19 protein-coding genes, 1 pseudogene and 1 riboswitch are annotated in these 19,032 nt (G+C 28.5%); of the genes and pseudogenes, 3 read left to right on the top strand and 17 right to left on the bottom strand.

What is annotated here, in order from left to right; translation table 11 throughout:
• Window positions 1–64: 64 nt before the first annotated feature.
• The 12 genes from ACWPW7_RS18745 to ACWPW7_RS18800 form a co-directional block, all read right to left on the bottom strand.
• The gene (locus ACWPW7_RS18745; RefSeq protein ID WP_454054742.1) at window positions 65–760 is read right to left on the bottom strand and encodes a response regulator transcription factor; all 696 of its coding nucleotides are present in this window, start codon (window positions 758–760) and stop codon (window positions 65–67) included.
• 35 nt (window positions 761–795) lie between these two features.
• Window positions 796–2,229 carry a sensor histidine kinase gene (locus tag ACWPW7_RS18750; RefSeq protein ID WP_454054743.1) on the bottom strand — a complete coding sequence of 478 codons (1,434 nt, stop codon included), beginning with the start codon at window positions 2,227–2,229 and terminating at the stop codon, window positions 796–798.
• Between the two features lie 9 nt (window positions 2,230–2,238).
• A complete protein-coding gene (locus ACWPW7_RS18755; RefSeq protein WP_454054744.1) occupies window positions 2,239–2,991 on the bottom strand; it encodes an ABC transporter permease in 753 nt (250 codons plus the stop codon).
• Window positions 2,978–3,703: an ABC transporter ATP-binding protein gene (locus ACWPW7_RS18760; protein WP_454054745.1), complete on the bottom strand. Its 726-nt coding sequence runs from the start codon at window positions 3,701–3,703 to the stop codon at window positions 2,978–2,980. Before ACWPW7_RS18760 ends, ACWPW7_RS18755 begins: the two co-directional genes overlap by 14 nt.
• A 202-nt stretch (window positions 3,704–3,905) precedes the next feature.
• Entirely contained in the window at window positions 3,906–5,141 is a 1,236-nt protein-coding gene (locus ACWPW7_RS18765) for a hypothetical protein (RefSeq protein ID WP_454054746.1), read from the bottom strand.
• Window positions 5,142–5,870: 729 nt separating this feature from the next.
• Window positions 5,871–6,881, bottom strand: a complete 1,011-nt coding sequence (locus ACWPW7_RS18770) for an anti-sigma factor domain-containing protein (protein ID WP_039633684.1) — start codon at window positions 6,879–6,881, stop codon at window positions 5,871–5,873.
• Entirely contained in the window at window positions 6,844–7,614 is a 771-nt protein-coding gene (locus ACWPW7_RS18775; protein WP_454054747.1) for a sigma-70 family RNA polymerase sigma factor, read from the bottom strand. Before ACWPW7_RS18775 ends, ACWPW7_RS18770 begins: the two co-directional genes overlap by 38 nt.
• 522 nt (window positions 7,615–8,136) lie before the next feature.
• Complete coding sequence (locus ACWPW7_RS18780; RefSeq protein WP_039633679.1) at window positions 8,137–8,802, bottom strand: HD domain-containing protein; 666 nt, start codon at window positions 8,800–8,802, stop codon at window positions 8,137–8,139.
• A gap of 360 nt (window positions 8,803–9,162) precedes the next feature.
• On the bottom strand, window positions 9,163–10,005 hold the full coding sequence (locus tag ACWPW7_RS18785) for a glycosyltransferase family 8 protein (RefSeq protein WP_454054748.1): 843 nt from the start codon (window positions 10,003–10,005) through the stop codon (window positions 9,163–9,165).
• A gap of 233 nt (window positions 10,006–10,238) precedes the next feature.
• Window positions 10,239–11,231 (bottom strand): alpha/beta hydrolase, encoded by a 993-nt coding sequence (locus tag ACWPW7_RS18790; RefSeq protein WP_454054749.1) that lies wholly within the window; start codon window positions 11,229–11,231, stop codon window positions 10,239–10,241.
• Window positions 11,232–11,650: 419 nt separating this feature from the next.
• The gene (locus tag ACWPW7_RS18795) at window positions 11,651–12,118 is read right to left on the bottom strand and encodes a threonine/serine exporter family protein (protein WP_454054750.1); all 468 of its coding nucleotides are present in this window, start codon (window positions 12,116–12,118) and stop codon (window positions 11,651–11,653) included.
• A gap of 4 nt (window positions 12,119–12,122) precedes the next feature.
• A complete protein-coding gene (locus ACWPW7_RS18800) occupies window positions 12,123–12,878 on the bottom strand; it encodes a threonine/serine ThrE exporter family protein (RefSeq protein WP_454054751.1) in 756 nt (251 codons plus the stop codon).
• Between the two features lie 472 nt (window positions 12,879–13,350).
• Here ACWPW7_RS18800 and ACWPW7_RS18805 point away from each other — a divergent pair, with 472 nt between their 5' ends.
• From ACWPW7_RS18805 to ACWPW7_RS18815, 3 genes are all read left to right on the top strand, one after another.
• Window positions 13,351–14,259: a helix-turn-helix transcriptional regulator gene (locus ACWPW7_RS18805; RefSeq protein WP_454054752.1), complete on the top strand. Its 909-nt coding sequence runs from the start codon at window positions 13,351–13,353 to the stop codon at window positions 14,257–14,259.
• Between the two features lie 82 nt (window positions 14,260–14,341).
• Complete coding sequence (locus ACWPW7_RS18810) at window positions 14,342–14,602, top strand: zinc ribbon domain-containing protein (protein WP_454054753.1); 261 nt, start codon at window positions 14,342–14,344, stop codon at window positions 14,600–14,602.
• 1 nt (window position 14,603) lies between these two features.
• Window positions 14,604–15,365, top strand: a complete 762-nt coding sequence (locus ACWPW7_RS18815) for a YoaP domain-containing protein (protein WP_454054754.1) — start codon at window positions 14,604–14,606, stop codon at window positions 15,363–15,365.
• A 182-nt stretch (window positions 15,366–15,547) separates the two neighbouring features.
• On the opposite strand, the gene ACWPW7_RS18820 is transcribed toward ACWPW7_RS18815, so the two are convergent.
• The 5 genes and pseudogenes from ACWPW7_RS18820 to ACWPW7_RS18840 all read right to left on the bottom strand — a co-directional run bounded on the left by ACWPW7_RS18820 (window position 15,548) and on the right by ACWPW7_RS18840 (window position 18,494).
• Window positions 15,548–15,778, bottom strand: a complete 231-nt coding sequence (locus ACWPW7_RS18820; protein ID WP_454054755.1) for a hypothetical protein — start codon at window positions 15,776–15,778, stop codon at window positions 15,548–15,550.
• Entirely contained in the window at window positions 15,778–16,110 is a 333-nt protein-coding gene (locus ACWPW7_RS18825; protein WP_454054756.1) for an ATP-binding cassette domain-containing protein, read from the bottom strand. Before ACWPW7_RS18825 ends, ACWPW7_RS18820 begins: the two co-directional genes overlap by 1 nt.
• Before the next feature lie 8 nt (window positions 16,111–16,118).
• Window positions 16,119–16,331, bottom strand: a complete 213-nt coding sequence (locus ACWPW7_RS18830) for an ATP-binding cassette domain-containing protein (protein ID WP_454054757.1) — start codon at window positions 16,329–16,331, stop codon at window positions 16,119–16,121.
• Window positions 16,328–17,313 (bottom strand): annotated as a pseudogene (locus ACWPW7_RS18835) (FecCD family ABC transporter permease). The gene ACWPW7_RS18830 and the pseudogene ACWPW7_RS18835 overlap by 4 nt, the downstream one beginning before the upstream one ends.
• A gap of 83 nt (window positions 17,314–17,396) precedes the next feature.
• Complete coding sequence (locus ACWPW7_RS18840; protein ID WP_454054758.1) at window positions 17,397–18,494, bottom strand: ABC transporter substrate-binding protein; 1,098 nt, start codon at window positions 18,492–18,494, stop codon at window positions 17,397–17,399.
• Window positions 18,495–18,626: 132 nt separating this feature from the next.
• Window positions 18,627–18,820: riboswitch (cobalamin riboswitch) on the bottom strand.
• Between the last annotated feature and the right edge of the window lie 212 nt (window positions 18,821–19,032).

A 19,032-nucleotide genomic window follows, 5' to 3' on the forward strand; every position in this document is an offset into this window, starting at 1 on the left:
AAGTAACTAATAAAAAAGTTGTTATTTAAAATTTTTAATTTAAGTAACAACTTTTTTATAGTATTTATACCCTAACTCTATATCCAACTCCCCATAACGTTTCAATATATTGTGGTTCTGATGGATTTGATTCGATTTTTTCTCGTATTTTTCTAATATGTACTGTAACCGTAGCATTGTCTCCAAGAGAATCAAGACCCCAAATTCTTTCGAAGAGTTCATCTTTTCCAAATACCCTGTTAGGATTTTCAGCCATATACAATAATAATTCAAATTCCTTTTGAGCTAAATTAACTTCTTTTCCATTTATAAATACCTGTCTTGAATCTTTAAGTATTTCAAGACCTCTTATTATAATACTATTATTATTTATCTTATTGCTAAATTTATTTCTCATTCTCTCATAATTTTGAAGATGAGATTTAACTCTAGCAACTAACTCACCTGGACTAAAAGGTTTTGTTATATAATCATCTGCTCCAAGGGTTAACCCCTTTATTTTATCAATTTCTTCTTTTTTAGCAGAAACCATTAAAACAGGTATATCCTTGTTTTCTTGAATAATTCTTAATATATCAAAACCATCAATTTTAGGAAGCATAACATCTAAGATTATTAAATCGTATTTATTTTCTTTTATTGTATTTAAACCACTTACTCCATCAGTACAAATATTCACTTCAAAACCTGATATCTCTAAATAATCTTTTTGAAGTTCAGCAATACTTAAGTCATCTTCTACTATTAATATTTTTTTCATATACTTGAACCCCTCCAAATATTAATCCTGCTATGTTATATTATTTTTCCTAGAGATATCATAATGCTTGTACCTTCATTTCCATGACTAATTGCCCATATCCTGCCTTTATGTCCTTCTACAATTTGTTTCGCAATAGCAAGGCCTAATCCACTTCCACTTGCTTCACTTCTTGCAGAATCTGCTCTATAAAATCTATAAAATATTTTGCTAACATCTTCATTATCTATTCCAGCACCATTATCTCTTATCTCTATTATAATACTTGAATTTGTTTCTCGTAGATTTATATTTATTTCTCCCTGCTCTTTATCCATATATTTACGAGAATTCTCTATAATATTTAAAATAACCCTTTTCATTCTTTCCCTGTCCATCATAACATGCTGAGAAATCCTTAGGTCATTATTTAAACTTATTTTTATATTATTTTTTATAAGTTCAGGTTCACTTTCATATATACAAAAACTTAAATACTCAACAATATCTATTTTTTCAAAATTAAATGGAAGCTGTTTTAAATCTAACTTTGAATATAAAAGCAAGTCATCAATCATATGATCAATATGTTCCGCCTTTGAATAGATAGTTTTTAAGTATTTTTCTCTTTTTTCAGGTGTGTTAGCAACTCCATCTAATATTCCCTCTACATAGCCTTTTATTGATGTTATTGGTGTTTTTAAATCATGAGAAATACTAGATATAAGTACTTTACGATTCTCATCATACTTAATCTTCATAACTACAGAATCTTTAAGCTGCACTCTCATAGCCTCAAAGCCATGACATAATTCTCTTATCTCCTCATCCCCATCTTCAATAATTTCATAATTTAAATTTCCCTTACTAATTTCAGATGTAGCTTCTTTTAAAAACTTGATAGGCTTTATTATTCGCTCTGAAAAAAGATAAGACATAATTATGTTAATTACTATAAAAGATACTATATAAACCACAATAGCAATAATTATAAGTTCATTAAATATATTTCTTTCTTCTATAGGTGCTAACAATATTATGTTTTTAGTGATTTCTCCTTCTAAGTTCAACTTTATAGCTTCGACCATATAACAAATATCATTAATTACAATTCTTTTGTCTATGATATTTTCTTCTAATATCTCCATAGTTTTTTCTATATCTATTTTGCTAATATCCTTAGGACTAGCTATAATTTTATGTCCCTCAACAATTATAAATTTACCATCTAAATCTGAAAGCCTATATGATAAATCATCTTGAAGTTTAGATTTTTCAATATCTTTTATGTTATGCTTTAATATATCATTTCTAATATTGACCAATTTTGTCCTTACAACCATTCCATCTTTAAATCCATCATAATCAAGTTTCTTATTAAAAATTCTTGAAGAAATAAATAAGAAACTAAATATAGTTATAATCGTTATGATAAGTGGAGCTATAGCTGTTATAGTATTAGATATTATTAGCCGCTTCTTTATATCCATTCTTTCACCTTAAAATTCTTTTTTATCAAATAAATAATATCCCAGTGTAAAAAGTAGTATTCCATAACTGCTCATCATCATAAGCTGACGGAAAATCTTTAGAAATGGAAAACTGTTCATTATCCATAAATTATACCACTTAAACATTGATGTGAAAAATAGTCCTGAGTATTGTGAAAATACAATCTCCATTATTTTAAAAACAATAAAAACAAACACTGATAAAAAAAACACCCCTGTTCCATTTCCTATTATGTTGGTAAAGACTACAATTAACAGTACTAAAACTGCCATAGGCACTACAGTAACCATATAAGACACAAGTATTCTAATTATTCCTTGTAAAGTAAAAGAACTTGAATTAAAAATTACCCCTACAATAGTTGAAAATATCATTACAAATAAGAGATTAACTAATGCAAAAAACATTATAGCCACTATTTTAGCAGTAAAAAACTTTAATCTTGTAATTGGTCTTGTAAGTGCAATTTTCATAGTGTTTTGAGAAAATTCTCCTGAAAAACTATCTATAGTAACAAGAGCAGTAAAAAGTGGTAATATAGTGTTGACTACTATAGAAAGAACTAATATTGGAAACTCCATGCTAGAAGTGCCCCTTAATCCAAATCCACTTCTTAATCCAGTAATAGTAAGTTGTCCTATTACGATGAAAGTTAATGATATTATTGCTGCAACTAAAATCTTTTTCTTTTTATATAGCTTTTCAAACTCATTAATTACAGCAACCTTAAATTCTACCATTTCGTTCCACCTCGCTTATAAAGTAGTTTTCTAGTGAAGCATAATTATTTAATATATTTTTAGTTGTGTCTACATTAAGCATTTTTCCATTATAAAGTACTCCTATCTTAGTACAGGTAAGCTCAACATCATGAATAAGATGACTTGATATAAAGAATGTTGTCTTTTCTTCTTCTGAAAGTTTTTTTATAAGATTTCTCATATCAATCATCCCTTCAACATCTAATCCATTCAAAGGCTCGTCCAAAATAACCACTTCAGGTCTAGATATAATCGCTGCTGCAATTCCAAGTCTCTGCTTCATTCCAAGAGAAAATCTTCTTGTTTTTTCATCTTTAAATCTTTGTATTCCTGTAAGCTCTAAAACCTCTTCAATTCTCTTATCATCAACATTTTTATAATATCTCGAAAACTGCTTAAGATTTTCATAAGCAGTTAAATATTGATAGGACTCTGCTGTTTCAATGATACATCCTACCTTAGCCATAGCTTTTTCAAATTGTTCTAATACACTATATCCTAGAATTTTAACATCACCGCTATCTGGTTTTATAAGTCCTGTCATAATTTTCATAGCGGTAGTTTTCCCAGCTCCATTAGGTCCCAAAAATCCAAAAATATCACCTCTATTTATTTCAAGGTTGATATCAGTTATACCTCTACCATTTTTATAAACTTTACTTAAGTTATTTATCTCAATAACCTTCTCCAATTGTAACCCTCCTTTAAAAATTACCCAGCAATTTTTTAGTTAAAATGGGAATGGAGAGTGAAGAATTACTGAAATAATTTTACTATGCAAAGCTATAAATATGTTTTCATAAATTTTAGATATCTAAAATTTCATTCATAATTCTCAACTCTCAATTTTTAAACTCAAACTTAAATATAAACTATAAATTATCAATTATTTGCTATTCAAATACTCTGGTAAACTCACCATTATACCAATCTCTGCCACCTACTGGCATTCCAAAGTGAAATTTAGCTTCTCCTATATTAAGATTTATATAACCTTTATCTGAAGATCCTTCAATATCAAATTCTGCATCATAATAGCCTTCTTCTCTATATTTAGCATCAAAACTGATATCTGATTTATTTCCTACGTAGTCCTTATATCCTTCTCCATACTCTTCATGATATGTTCCACCAATAGATTTATGGTCAGAATGTGTGATATCTATAATTCTTTCTCCAATCTTTTGAAACTTACCATCTTCTTTTATAACAATATCATTCTTGTATTTACCTACATACATTCCAGGATTTTTTAATACATTCATATTCTCTTGTATATACTTTTCTACTTTCTTTCCAGAAAGATCTGGTTTATTTACAGCAGTAGAGTTAATATTAGATACTTTACCAAGTAATTCAAAGGTTAAAGTGTGTTCATTACCTTTATCATCTTTACCAGAAAGTACTCCTGTGCCAAAAACATTTTGTATTAATCCATCTTTATCTACAACCATATTACCTTTAACTTCTTTTACATATACATCTTTAGTGATCATCGGCATAACCTTTTCCTCTTGAGTATCTATATTAAAGAAAGATGTACTTTTTATCATGTAAGATGTAACTGCATTTACCAATGAAGGTATTTGCGCTTCACTTATAGAACCAGATAATTCTTTACTTCCGTCAGTTTTTTCATCTACTACAACATAATCTTTTAAGCTACCTACAATTGCATCCCCTATCTTTTCAATATCTCCTGCATTTTTCTCTTCAAACGGGTTTCTTAAAATCCTTCCTTCATCTGAACCTTCATATTCAGTTACAAAATAAATGTCTTGATTTTCACTGGTGTTAACCATAATGTCTTTATCTCTATAGAAATATTCTTCTGATTTTTTACTTCCATTAATTCTTGTATAAAAATTTTCACAAGAATTTTTAGTTACATCATATTTATTTACTGTATTCTCAGAGATAATAACCTTTCCATTATCCTTTATATTCATAGAAATATCCATGGTATAGTTTGAAAGCTTACTTGTAAAGCTTTCTGCAGAATACTTTAATGCATCTTTAGCTTGATCATACCCACTCTTAGATGATATCTCCGCCATGGCTGTTGTTGCAAACATTAATAGCCCCAAAGTAAAGCTTGTAATCATAGCAGTCTTCTTTTTAATTTTCACTTTAACCCTCTCCTTTATACAAAATTAGAAAAGCTTTCCTCTTATTCATTTTAAATGAAGTATCTATAGTTTTTCTAAATTAATTCTAAAGAAATTCTAAACTTTTAAGGTGTATACTATAAAAATTTAGAATAATTCTAGAAAATAGAACTTGTTCTACAAACTTCAAAGACTTTAACTATAAGGATACAATGTAAAAACTTAAAGTATACTCTGGAGAATAAGTTTTCTATAAAAATAGCTTAAATCCTTAGAAATTAAGGATTAATAATGAAGAATGAAGAATTTAGGAAAAAATTCACTAAAGGTGAATTTCTTAAAATAAAATTTATTTTTAAAAAACTCCAAAGGCTTTGACCGTGGAGTTTTAGCCATAATTATTCATCCTTAATTCTTAATTTTTAATCTATAAATGAAAATTTTTGTTATGAGAATTAAAATCATGTATAAGTTAAATTTCCATTATGGAATCCTATATAATTCCTATCTTTCATTCTTAATTTTAAATTCTAGGAGATATAATGTGAAGATTAAAATTAAATAATATATGAAAAGCTTTCAAAGAAAAACAGGTAAGGTTCATATTCGCTTACCTGTTTTTTATATTATAAAATTATGATTACTTGATTTTTTAGATAAATTACATGAAATATTTATCAATTTTTTTATTTTTCTAGAAAAACTACAAGCTAAGATTTCTTTAGTTTTTTATTTTTTTATCTCTTCTCTTTATTTATCTTTGCCATTTGTCTCATCTTTTTTATTCTTATTATTTCCCTTCTCTTTTTTATCCTTACTGTTTTCATTCTCTTTTTTATTCTTATTATTTTCCTTTTTTTCTTTATTCTTATTGTTTTCCTTATCTTTTTTATCCTTACTATTTTCGTTTCCTTTTTTATTCTTATTATTTTCCTTCTCTTCTTTTATAGGATTATTTTTATTACCGTTATTCTCATTATTGTTTTTTTTAACTTTTTCACTTTTTTCAACTTCTTTTATAGACTCCTCTGATTTTTTATCTTTTAATTCCATTATCTCATTCTTATCCTGATTTTTATTTTCATCTTCCATTTCTTTATAAATCTCCATCTTACCCACTGAAATGTTTTCTTCTTTCGCTTTATTTAATGTCTCCCTATCTGATTTTATTGTAACAACTTCAACCTGCTGCCCTCTCTCATTAGAGACTTCCTCTATCTTTTTCTTTCCTTCCATTATAAGATTATCTAAGTTTTTATCACCTTCATTATTACTCTTTAATTCTACTGACGTTACCAATACGCGGTTTGATTCATCTTTCTTAATATATCCTGCCGTTTCCACCATTTCTACAATCTCTTCTAAAGCGTCTATTAATGGATAGTTCTTCAAATCTTCAAGAGGAAGTTTTGAAGCTTCTTCATTAAGTGCTGAAATTTTTATTACACGATAATTTTTATTAATTTCCATCTCAACACTTGGATTTATATCTACAGCTAATAGAGCTACTGATTTATAATTTTCATTCCAAAACCCTAAAACATATAAAGAAGTAACTGCAAAAATTAAAACAGCAGCTACTCCCTTAGAAATATTTTTAATAGTAAAGTTTGAGTTTTTAATAATGTCTCTATCTTCAAAATATATCTCCATTCCTTCCTCTAAACCGTCACTTTTCTTTATCCTTTTAAAAGTACAATCTTCAGCCATCACAACTATACTATCATAATAAATCTCTATCACAGTGCCTTTGTAGATCACTCATTTCACACCCTTCGCTATAGAAAATATATTCCTTTAATGTATCTAAGTCACTGTTCAAAATTAATACTATTGCTATAATAAATTTTCTACTCCTTTGTATGACTTTCTTAGATACACATAATTCTCTCATCAAATCACTAACTGGTAAATTCTTACTTTTCAAAAATTTTTCTTTTAAATAATCCTTTTCAAATATGTATTTTCCAATACTGATAGCTACAATTCTAGTATCCTTATGTTTTGGAGATTCCTTTATCAATTCATCTAAAGAAACCCCATATCCTTTCATCTCCTTAACTAGAAGAGCGATGTCAAACCTAATTTCAACTCTCTTTTCAAAACTATCTATTGCTATAATATTTTCATTATAACCATAACTCTCATCATCACATTTTAACTCACTAATACAAACTTCCTTTGGTTTTCTCGCCTCACTTCGGCGATGATCTATTAATCTACTTTTTATTACCATAGAAGCAAAGGTTAAAAAATTGCCTCTTTTTTCATCATACTTTTCGATAGCCTCATTAAATGCTATTAATCCTACACTAAAGGCGTCATTATTTTCTATCTCAACATATTGTCCTAATTCATTACTAAGCACTTTTTTTATAAAAGGAATATATTCTTCAATTAGACTATTTTTATCCCCTTCATTACCCTTTTGTATATCTTTCACTCGCTCCTCTAATGTCTGTTCTCTGTTAAAAATATTGAGAAGTCTGACCATCACTTCACCTCCTCTTTATATATTACGATATTATATAAATTTTTTAGTACCCACTTTGATTATCTATTTACCTTAAATATAAATACGTATTATCATATTCTAAAGTTAATGCATTTATAGGATTCTTTAACGAAAATTCAACTTATACATGATTTTAATTTTCATAATAAAAATTTTACCATGAATTAAAAATTAAGAATGAAGAATGAAGAATTGTGGTTAAAACTCCACTGTCAAAGCCTTTGGAGTTTTTAAAATAAATTTTGCTTTAAGAAATTCACATTTAGTGAATTTCATCATTAATTTTTCATTTTTAACTATTAATCCTTAATTTCCAAGGGTTTAAGCTATTTTTATAGAAAACTTATTTTCCAGAGTATACTTTAAATTTTCACATTGCATCCCTATATCTTACTTACATTAATAAAAATGCGTTAGTTCAAGATATTAATTCTTTCTACTAACGCATTTATATATTTACATTATGAAATTAAATCTCTGTGTTTTAATAAATTTTGATATCTATAGTAATTTTGTACCATTTATAACTAATTCAAATTTAGCACCTAAAAAGTCTGCTGCCTTTCTACACATCATCATACGATTTAGAAATATCTCAAAATACTCCATTAAAGAAGAAATAGTAATATCAATCTTCATCTCCAATAAAACAATTCTTTTTTCAGAATTAATTTTAACTTTTGCTTCCTCAACTGCATAATTTACACGATCGTGAATGTCAAAAGTAGCAAAATCTCTGTTTCTCACTCTGCTTCTTCTAACATCAGTTTTATCTGCTAATATTAATGCTGCAGATACTGTATTTACAGGTTGACCTGTACCTTCATCATGATTTCCAATAGCAGAAACTATGGTAGCAATTTCTTCAGGTGGCATTTCCATTCTAGTTAAAATATTAAAAGCTAATATAGCACCTGTTTGAGCATGATCAATTCTATTTATCATGTTGCCAATATCATGAGTATATCCAGCTATTTTCCCAAGTTCTCTTTCTCTTTCGCTATATCCTAAACTATTCAATATGCTATCTGCAGTATAGGCAACCTTTCCTGCATGAACGAAAGAATGTTCAGTATATCCCAACACTCCAAGTAATTCATCACCTTTTTGGATATAGGTTTGAAATTCTTTATTCTTTTTTACATCTTCAAAAGTTATATGTTTCATATATATCTCCTCATTAATATTTCATATATGCCAATACGCCTTTTATAAATAAGCTTATATTATATTGTACCATCTATTTCTATTAATAATCCATTATAAATATATGAATTGTCTTTGGTAATTTTTTCAAAACAACTCTATTTCTATTTTCTTCATCTATATCTATTACAGATGGAATTATACTAATATGTTAAATAAAATAAAATAACATCCAAATTTAAATTTGAATGTTATTTATTTTATAGGCTTTAACCTTACAGTATATGCTTAGCTTCATTTCTTCCTGACGATGTCATGATGATTTTAATATTTAATAACCTTTGATTTCCTTTACTCTTTCTTTTATATCTTCGGTATTCTTCAAGGTATTTTCATTGTACTTCCTTCAATTTCAGCAACCATTTGAGCATACTCTTTATAAAATATATCTAGTTCTCCAATATAATTATCCTTCCAAGGCTTATTTCTTCCACAATAATGTATGATAACAGTATTTTTCCGTACCCAATCTATATCTATTCTTTTATCAAGATTTTTAAGGTTTATATTATATAGTTTTAAATATCGCTCACTAAGGTTATAAATAATAGACTCTACTGTTTTAGTTTTTCCTCCATATAACCCACTTAACACGTCTTGATCAGGAAGCAATAAACGATTCTTATTCTTTTCAATATATTCCAAAGCACTGTCTATATCCTGTTTTTCTCGAAGAAGTTTTAAATTCATCAGCATTACCCCTGAGTTAATATAATAAGCATCCTTCTCCATGTCTAAACGAATTTCATTTAACTTTTGCATTCCCTTATTAACGTGAGAAGCAGCAATATAATAATTGTCTTCAAAATCCGTATAATAGAGTTCTTTAAGAGGATTAATAACAACTAAATCCGGATCTAGATATAAAATTCTATCTAAATCCTTTGGAAGAAATTGCGCTGCAAATATCCTAAAATACATTTCTCTTGGATAGCGTTTAGTAACAGGTGCATTTTTTAACATTTCATCGGTAACTTTTACAGATATAATTTTACATCTCTTTTTATCTAAATATCCTCCTATATAACTAAAATCATCCTCTGTTAATTCTTTATGAGCAATATATACATTAAGATTTACATCTGGATTAGATTTTAATATAGAATAAATCATAATAATCAATTGCTTAATATAATTAGAGTTTAATGTAACAAGAATATTCATAAATACTCCTTTCCTTTTATGTAGTTTTCTCATAAGACATAAATAAGAATATAAAAAAGTAGCTATCAATTTTCCTTTAAATTCTTTACTAAAAACTTAAAAATTGATAACCTTACTTTATTTATTTCCTAAATATCCAAAATTTATTTATAAAAAATTCCTATTACAATAGTTAACCCATATATATTTTTTTAAAATTAATATATACGAAAATATATTAATTTTAAAGTTGTTTAACGGGTCTTATTCAAAAATTCAATAACTCTTTCGAAAGTATCTTCCCCATATTTATCTCCTAGATTAAACTGGTATTCATGACCTAGCTCTTGAGATTCTTGAGGATAGAATACACTTTCTGTATAAACACCTACATCTTTTAATGCTTTTTCTAGCATTTTTCCATGATATTCAAAGGATCCTTTATTGCCATCGGTAATAAAGGTTGGTGGATAACTAGAAGTCAACTCATCTATGATGGATGCCTCTTTAGTTTTTTCTTCACTTTTCCAATCTCTACTTCCTAAATAAGCCCAACCAACACGATCAAATATCCAACTTAACATAGGAGAACTTATTTGTGTTAACTTGGCTAAATCGAAGGGCCCGCAAAATAGTAAAACACCTTTAATAGTATTTTCATTCACAATCGGTTCTAAATTTACTTGCTGAGAATATTTGGGATTGGTTTGAATATTGACAAACTGAGATACCATTTGAGCCCCAGCAGAATCTCCAGCAAAATAAGCACGACTCAGATCAATATGATACTCAGCAAAATGCTTTTTAATATAGGAGTAAGCTTCCCCAATCTGTCTTAATGGTATTGGATACCTTCCTTTTGGTGCAAGTGCATAGTTAATATTAACTACGGCGAATCCTCTGTTAGCAAGAGAAATAGCATACGGTGTTATATCTTCTTTATCTCCAGCAACATAGGCTCCCCCATGAACCCAAAAAATTACAGGAAGCTTTCCAGTTACTTGTTCAGGCATAATAATATCAAGTTTCCCATGAGGAAAATCAGACTCATAATCAATATCTTCATAAATCGTTGTTTCTTCTTTAAGTTTCTCATAGCTATCCAATTTGGTATATTCAGTACCTGAAAATAACTTCCTTAAATACCAAACTGTTGGCATAGGAGATGTAACACAATATATTAAAACTAAGCAGAGAATTGCTATCAAACTTATGACCACTATTAATATCATTTCAAGCCAATTCATAATTAATAATCTCCTTCTTAAAAAAGCATAACCTATTAAAGGTAATGCTCTATGATCAAATTATTCAAAACATCTTTATCCATCATTGGTGAACTATAAATTTACTGAAATTAACAGGATACAGTTCAAATGAAAACTTCGATATTATATTATAAACTTAAAATAATAAAGTCAGCAATGGTAATATGAACCTTGTATTATAGCAATGTGCCCCTAACATCTTCATAATTTCATTGTAAAAAATTTCTAATTATATTTTAAATAAGATACATCATTTAAAATATAATTATGAACCGTCCCTATGATATAAATTAAGGTTACCTAAGTATATATTTAAAATACTTTTGGTAACCTTTTTTAATTATTAAAATGTATATATTTTTTAATATTAAGTTTTAGCAATTAAAATGAACCGTCCCTTAAAATATATTCCCTTTATCAAGTCTTTTTTTACTTCTCTTAGAACGGACTTTTGTAATGAACTTAACCAAAGTAGCAGATAACATAATACCAAAGCCAATGGCGCCACCTATTCCTAGTGTTAACATACCTTTATCTAAGGCAGAAGTAAAATTTTTTTCAACAAGATATGTTATTGTGCTATATGCTGACATACCGGGAACTAGAGGGAAAATTCCTGGAACATAAAACATAGAAGCGGGTGTTTTCATTATTCGTGCCATTAATTCACTATATAAATTAACTATAAAGGCACCAAAGAAAGAACCAATTACAGAACTCCCTGTTCTTTCAAGAAAAATGCTATAGACTACCCATCCAATAGCTCCACCTAATCCTGCATATAGAGCTTTTTTTCTATCAATATTAAACAATATCACAGGAAATACGCTTCCTAAAAATGCTAATATAGTCATTTTTATTAGCATTTTATCACGCCCCTTTCATTCCAATAAACAGAGCAGTTCCTACCCCTATACTAACCGCTATAATAACAATCAAAGCTTCACAAAATTTTGATATACCAGATGAAAAATTTCCATAAATTACGTCTTTTATTCCATTTGTTAATACCACTCCTGGAAGTAAAATCATAATGGCACCGGTAATAACATTATGTGCGTTAATAGAAGGAATTAGTATATGAGATAAAATACTTGTTCCACCTATAATAAGACCTGCTAAGTAGTACTCTAAAAATTGAAAAAATCCAAACTCAGCAATCTTTTCAAGCATCATATATGTAATTAGACATATGATTATTGATGCAATACCATCTCTGAGAGAGCCGTTAAAAAAAAGCGTATAAATAAATCCTGTCATACATGCAGCTATTGTTCGCACAGGTAAGGTGAAATTGGGAGATTTTTTAATTTCATCAAGAGCTTTCTTCGCTTCATCATAGGATAAAGGATTTTCTTTAAGTTGTCTTGAAAAAGAATTAATCAATTCGATTTTGTATAAATCTACCCGTTTTCGTCCAACTTTTTTCATTGTGGTAACTTTATCAAATTGGGAACCTTCCACCAATAATAAAATTCCGTTTGACATTGCTAAACATTCAGCTGTAAAACCATAAGATTCGCAGATTCTTGAAACAGTTTCTTCAATTCTATAAGTTTCAGCACCGTTCCCTAATAATATTTCACCAACTGTAAGAGCAAGCTCACTCACATTTTTTATATCCATAAGAATCTCCTTTAGCGTCATTGCTTCTATTGGTTATATTTTATAAATATAATTTTCTCTTTAACTCTTTACGATTTGTTCTAATCTCCATATTATCTTAAAAATTAATGTCCCTAGCTATATTTGTGATTATTATATCATATAATTAATTTTTTCAATAGAAATTAATTATATTTAAAATTTAAACAAAAATTAAATTATTATGAGCTTTATTTATAAAAAGCCTATTTACCATTTATATTTCATAATAAAATTCGTTTGCAAGAAAATTGATATTATTAAAAAAAACTGACTAGAATTAGTCTACTACATACTAGTAAGAATCAATGATGTTATATCTAACTACAATAAAGTATTAAAGCGTAACATGCTTTCTTAAGACAGTAAACGCCATTATATTATATTTAACTTCTTTTTCAAATATGACATGTAATTTCATATCTGTATGCTATACTGATTTTGGGTGATGAATATGCAAATTGATAGGTTATTAGAAATTGTCTTGATACTTCTAAATAGAGAACATATAACAGCAAAAGAATTGGCTGAACGATTCCATGTATCCACACGAACAATCTATCGAGATATCGATACTTTAAGTTTAGCAGGAATTCCAATATATTCTTTAAAAGGGAATGGTGGTGGAATTGGCTTATTAAAAAATTATACCATTGATAAATCCTTATTATCAGATAAAGAGCAGAAAGATATTATTTTTGCTCTACAAAGTATCAATGCTTTAAAATTTCCTGATGTTGATAGCGTTCTTAATAAAATAAGCGCCTTGTTCAAAAATGTTTCAAATACAAATTGGATAGAAGTTGATTTTGCTTATTGGGGAAGCCATCCAAAGGAAAAAACAAAATTTACATATTTAAAAGAAGCAATATTAACAAAAACAGTGATTTCTTTTGAATATGTAAGTTCTTATGGTGAAAAAACAAATCGTAATATTGAGCCACTTCGTCTTGTTTTTAAAGGACATTCTTGGTATGTTCAGGGTTATTGCAGAAATAAACAAGATTTTCGCACCTTTCGCATATCACGAATGAAAAACATTCAATTATGTAATGAAACTTTCACTAGAGAAATCCCAAATGATTTGCAAATCGAATCTCATAATTCAAAGCAAAATCGAATGGTATCATTAAAATTAAAATTTGCTTCTGAAATAGCCTACAGGGTATATGATGATTTTGAAGAAGACCAAATTGAATATGGTGATGATAATACATTTATTGTTACCATTGATTATCCTTTTGATGAATGGGTTATTGGTTATATTCTCTCTTTTGGAAATTTTGTTGAGGTTTTAGAACCAGATTTTATTAAGGACATTATTAAAAAAAGAGCTCAAAATATAATGGAAATATACAAATGATTACCAAATGTGACGTACTGCTGTCATATTAAAATTGTTATAATCAATTCATAAAAGAATAATTTTGAGAGGAGATTTTAATATGGAAAATATGATTTTTTGTCAAAGCTGTGCAATGCCTCTTATAAAGAGTGAAGATTTCGGAACAAATGCAGATGGAAGTAAAAATGAGGATTATTGCCTTTACTGCTATAAAGAAGGTGCATTTATCACTGAGGAAACAATGGAAGAAATGATTGAATCATGTATACCTCACGTTTCTTCTGGCAATCCCTATGCAAACGAGAATGAAGCTCGAACTTCAATGAAAGAGCTCTTCCCAACTTTAAAAAGGTGGAAGTAATATGAATATTATATCAGTAAATGAAAGTAATATAGATAAGGAACATATTTGCTGCGTTATTTCAGATAAAAAAGGTGAAAATTGTGTGTCGTCAAAAAAAGCATGGATGAAAGAACGCTTCAGAGACGGATTAATTTTTAAAAAAGCTGATGTTAGAGGCAAGGTTTTTATTGAATATATCCCTGCTGAAAAGGCTTGGAGTCCTGTAAACGCCGAAAATTATATGTTTATCAATTGTCTTTGGGTCTCAGGACAATATAAAGGACAAGGCATATCAAACCTGTTATTGCAAGAATGTATTGCTGATACAAAAAGACAAAATAAAGACGGAATTATCATTGTTACATCAAAGGAAAAAATGCCTTTTCTTTCTGACCCCAGGTATTTGAAGTATAAAGGCTTTGAGACTTGTGATACAGCACATCCTTATTTTGAATTGTTATGCTTAAATTTTAATAACAACAGTAAATTACCCACATTCAAGGATTGTGCCAAAGATGGCAAAATAGCTGATAAAGAAGGCGTAACCTTATATTATACAAATCAATGTCCATATACTGAAAAATATACTTCAGTACTAAAAGATATCGCAGATAAAAAAGCTATTCCTTTTAATCTGATTAAAATTAATACTCTCGAGAAAGCTCAAAATGCACCTACAGTTTGGACAACATATAGCATTTTTATAAATGGTAATTTTGTTACAAATGAAATTTTAACTGAAAAGAAATTTTTAAAATTAATAGATGAAAAATTTAATTAGATATTTTTTTGCAAAAAACTATCTTTACAAATTAAAAATGTTCCTATATTTATATATTAATCAAAGCACCAAGTCTCTTCTGTTAGGCATGGTGTTTTTTTATTTTATTAAGAGGACGTTTCATTATTATTCTCACATAAAGCAATATAATCATGAACCGTCCCTTAAATCCAAACTTTCTATTAGATTAAAAATTCTACTTTTCTTATAGATTTTCTTGCAGATATTATAGGAGTACCATAATTGTCAATATGAATACTTCCTTCAATACCATACACATCTTTTAGCATTTTTTCATTAATAACATCTTTTGGCGCACCTGAACTATATAGACCTCCTTTTCCATCCATTACAATAATATTATCAGCGTATTGTGCAGCAAGATTTAAATCATGGAATACAACTAAAATCATTAATTTCTTTTTTTCATGATGAGCCTTAGTAATTCACAAAATTCTAATTGCTTTTGCATATCAAGATTATTAGTAGGTTCATCCATTAATAATATTTCAGGTTCTTTAGCTAAAACTTGTGCAATATACACCATTTGTTTTTGGTATCCGCTTAGTTCTGTTAAATAACGAGAAGATAAGTTATCTATACATAGAGCTTCAAGTATATGCATTACAATATTTAAATCTTTATCATCCACTTTCCATGATAAGTTTTGTAATCTACCTAAAAGGACAGTTTCAAGCACTGTCAGCTGTGGTGTACCTTCTTCCTCTTGTGGGAGATATACCATGAAATTAGCTATATCACTTTGAGTATAGTCCGATAATAACTTTTTTTATAATAAACTTCCCCTTTAGGCTTCAGTAGTCCAAATATACATTTCATTAAAGTTGATTTTCCTGCTGCATTTGGTCCTACAATTGCATTTAATTCTGACTTTATCTGCAAAGAAATATTATTTAGAACCTTATTTTCCCTATATCCAAAGCTTAAATCCTTTATTTCAATCACATATAATTCCTCCCACCTTTAAAAATTAAAACTAGAAAAAAAGGAATTCCTATAAAAGATGTAACAATTCCTATAGGAATAATCACACCTGGAATAATGATTTTACTTACAGTAGAGGCTATGGACAAAATTAGTCCTCCTATTAATGCAGATATAGGTAGTAAAAATCTTTGTTCCTCTCCAACTAACATTCGCGCCAAATGTGGTGCCACTAATCCTATAAAGCCAATTGTGCCTACAAAACATATTGCTGTAGCTGAAAGCATTGAAATTAATACTATTGACATTCTTCTCATTTTCTGAACGTCCACCCCTAAACTTATTGCTTTGCTATCACTTAAACTTAAAGCTGTTAATTTCCATGCATTTTTTGTAAATATAATTAAACATAAAAATAATACAATTATTGTAATGAACAACTTTTCCCAAGTCGCTTTTGTTAAATCTCCAAAAGACCAAAACATAAACCCTTGTAATTCCTGTTCCGTTGCAATATATTGTAATACTGCTGTTAAAGCATTAAACATAAAACTTAAAGCTATTCCAAAGAGTACTATCGTACTCTTCCCAACATGCTTTTTTTGGTAAATAAGTACATTATAGTTGCTACAATCATAGTGCAGAAAAACGCATTTATAGGAATAGCAAGATTTGTAAACGAAGGTATAAATCTAACTCCTAAAATCATACCAGTTGCTGCACCAAAAGATGCAGCGGAAGATATTCCTAAAGTGTATGGACTTGCCATTGGATTCCTTAATATGGTTTGCATCTCACATCCACCTACAGCAAGAGCAGCTCCTACTACAATCCCCATCAATGCCATAGGTAATCTTATTCCCCATATAATAGTTTTCGTCATATCGTCTGGTGCTTTTCCTAATATAGTTCTAAATACCTCAGAAACGCTGAGACCTGATGATCCAATTAAGATATTAGCAAAAAATCCAACTATGATAGCAATAATTAAAAAAATTAATATTAGCTTTTTTTCTTTGCTAAGCTTTTATAAATATATATTGCTTCTTTATTTTGTGCAATCATGCCTTCCTCCATATCCTAACTTTATTTAAGTTGCGTTGACCAAACCCCATCATAATCAAAAACCATATATTTATCATAAAACTCTTTTAATGTTGCATCTGGATCAATATCTTCAAATTCTTTAGGATAATACCACTTAGCAAGTTGCATATTTGCATAGAAAGTTTCTAGGTTTAATGCTGTTGAATAAGATATAGCATATACTTTTTTATTTTTAACTGCTGATAAATTCTCCCATCCAGGTTGTTTTGCCACCATTTCCTGAAGATAAGTCTGAGCTTCTTCTTCATTTCCACCTAATCCTAAAGCATCACCACCCATTGTTATAACGTCAGGATCTCGCTTTAACAAATACTCCGGATCAATAGTTCCGCCATTTTCCAGTTTACCACTTGGTATATCATCTGCGATATCATGCCCTCCAGCATGCTTAGCAATTATTGCCCAACTCCAAAAAGATTTTGGAGTATCACCATGAAATGTTAGTTGATGAACAGTTGGTGCAGGAGTAGTTATATTTTCCAAACGCTTATTAACTAGTTCATATTTCTCACTAATAAAATCACATATTTCTTTTGCTCGTTCTTCTTTGCCTAAAACTTTACCAATAATTTCAATATTCTTTACTCTATCTTCTAATGGCTCAATATTATAACTTAAACAAACTACAGGTATTCCAACTTCTATAACTTTATCTAATGATTCCAAATTTTGATCAGACTTTTGATTAATTAATATTACTATATCAGGTTTTAGCGAAATAATTTTTTCAGCGTCATACCCACCGTTATTAGATATTTGAGGTAAATCTTTTAACTTAGGAAATTTTGCTCCATAAGTCTTATTAAATCCTTCAATTCCTCTATTACCACCTGATGTTGCAATAATCATGTCTGCCATTTCCTCTCCGCCAACAGCAAAAAGAGAATCAAACAGACTTCTGTTATTTACAACAATTCTTTTTACTGGTTTTTTAATGGTAACTTCTCTTCCTGCTATATCTGTAAAAGTAATTTCGGATTTAGATTGTGTATTAGTTTCTTTAGCTGAATCACATCCCACAAAACAACTAATAATCATAATAAAAGTTAAAAATATTATAAGTCTCTTTTTTTTCATTTTAATTCTCCCTTTGTCCCCTATTTGAATAAATATTAATATAAAATAAGAAAATCCTGTACTTTATAATGTGAAGTACAGGACTTTCTATTTAATAATAAAAATAACACTCCCTCCTCTGTCTCACGCAAAGTAAAGATATATAACAAGGCAGGTCTTCTGACTTAGCTTCATTGTAATAATTTATCTTCCCATACAATAATAGTACAGTGATCTTAATAATTATTACTCCACTTCACAGCGGCGGGACCGTTTAGGATTTTCACCTAATTCTCTATTATGTAAATATTTTTGTAATATTTACCACCTCAAAAAATATCCATATTTATAATTTTTTTACAAAATCTATTTTAGATTACCACAATTTTTGAAAAAGTTCAACAATTTTCTACATATTATGATAGTATATAACTAATTTTAATTTTTTCAGTATTTGGTTTTGATAATAGTTCAACATATACTTCATATAAATCCTTAATAATCTCTGGATTCAAAATGAATAAAGTTTGAATTGCTACGCTAAAACTCCTACAATAAA

Source organism: Clostridium sp. Marseille-Q7071, from assembly GCF_965112025.1.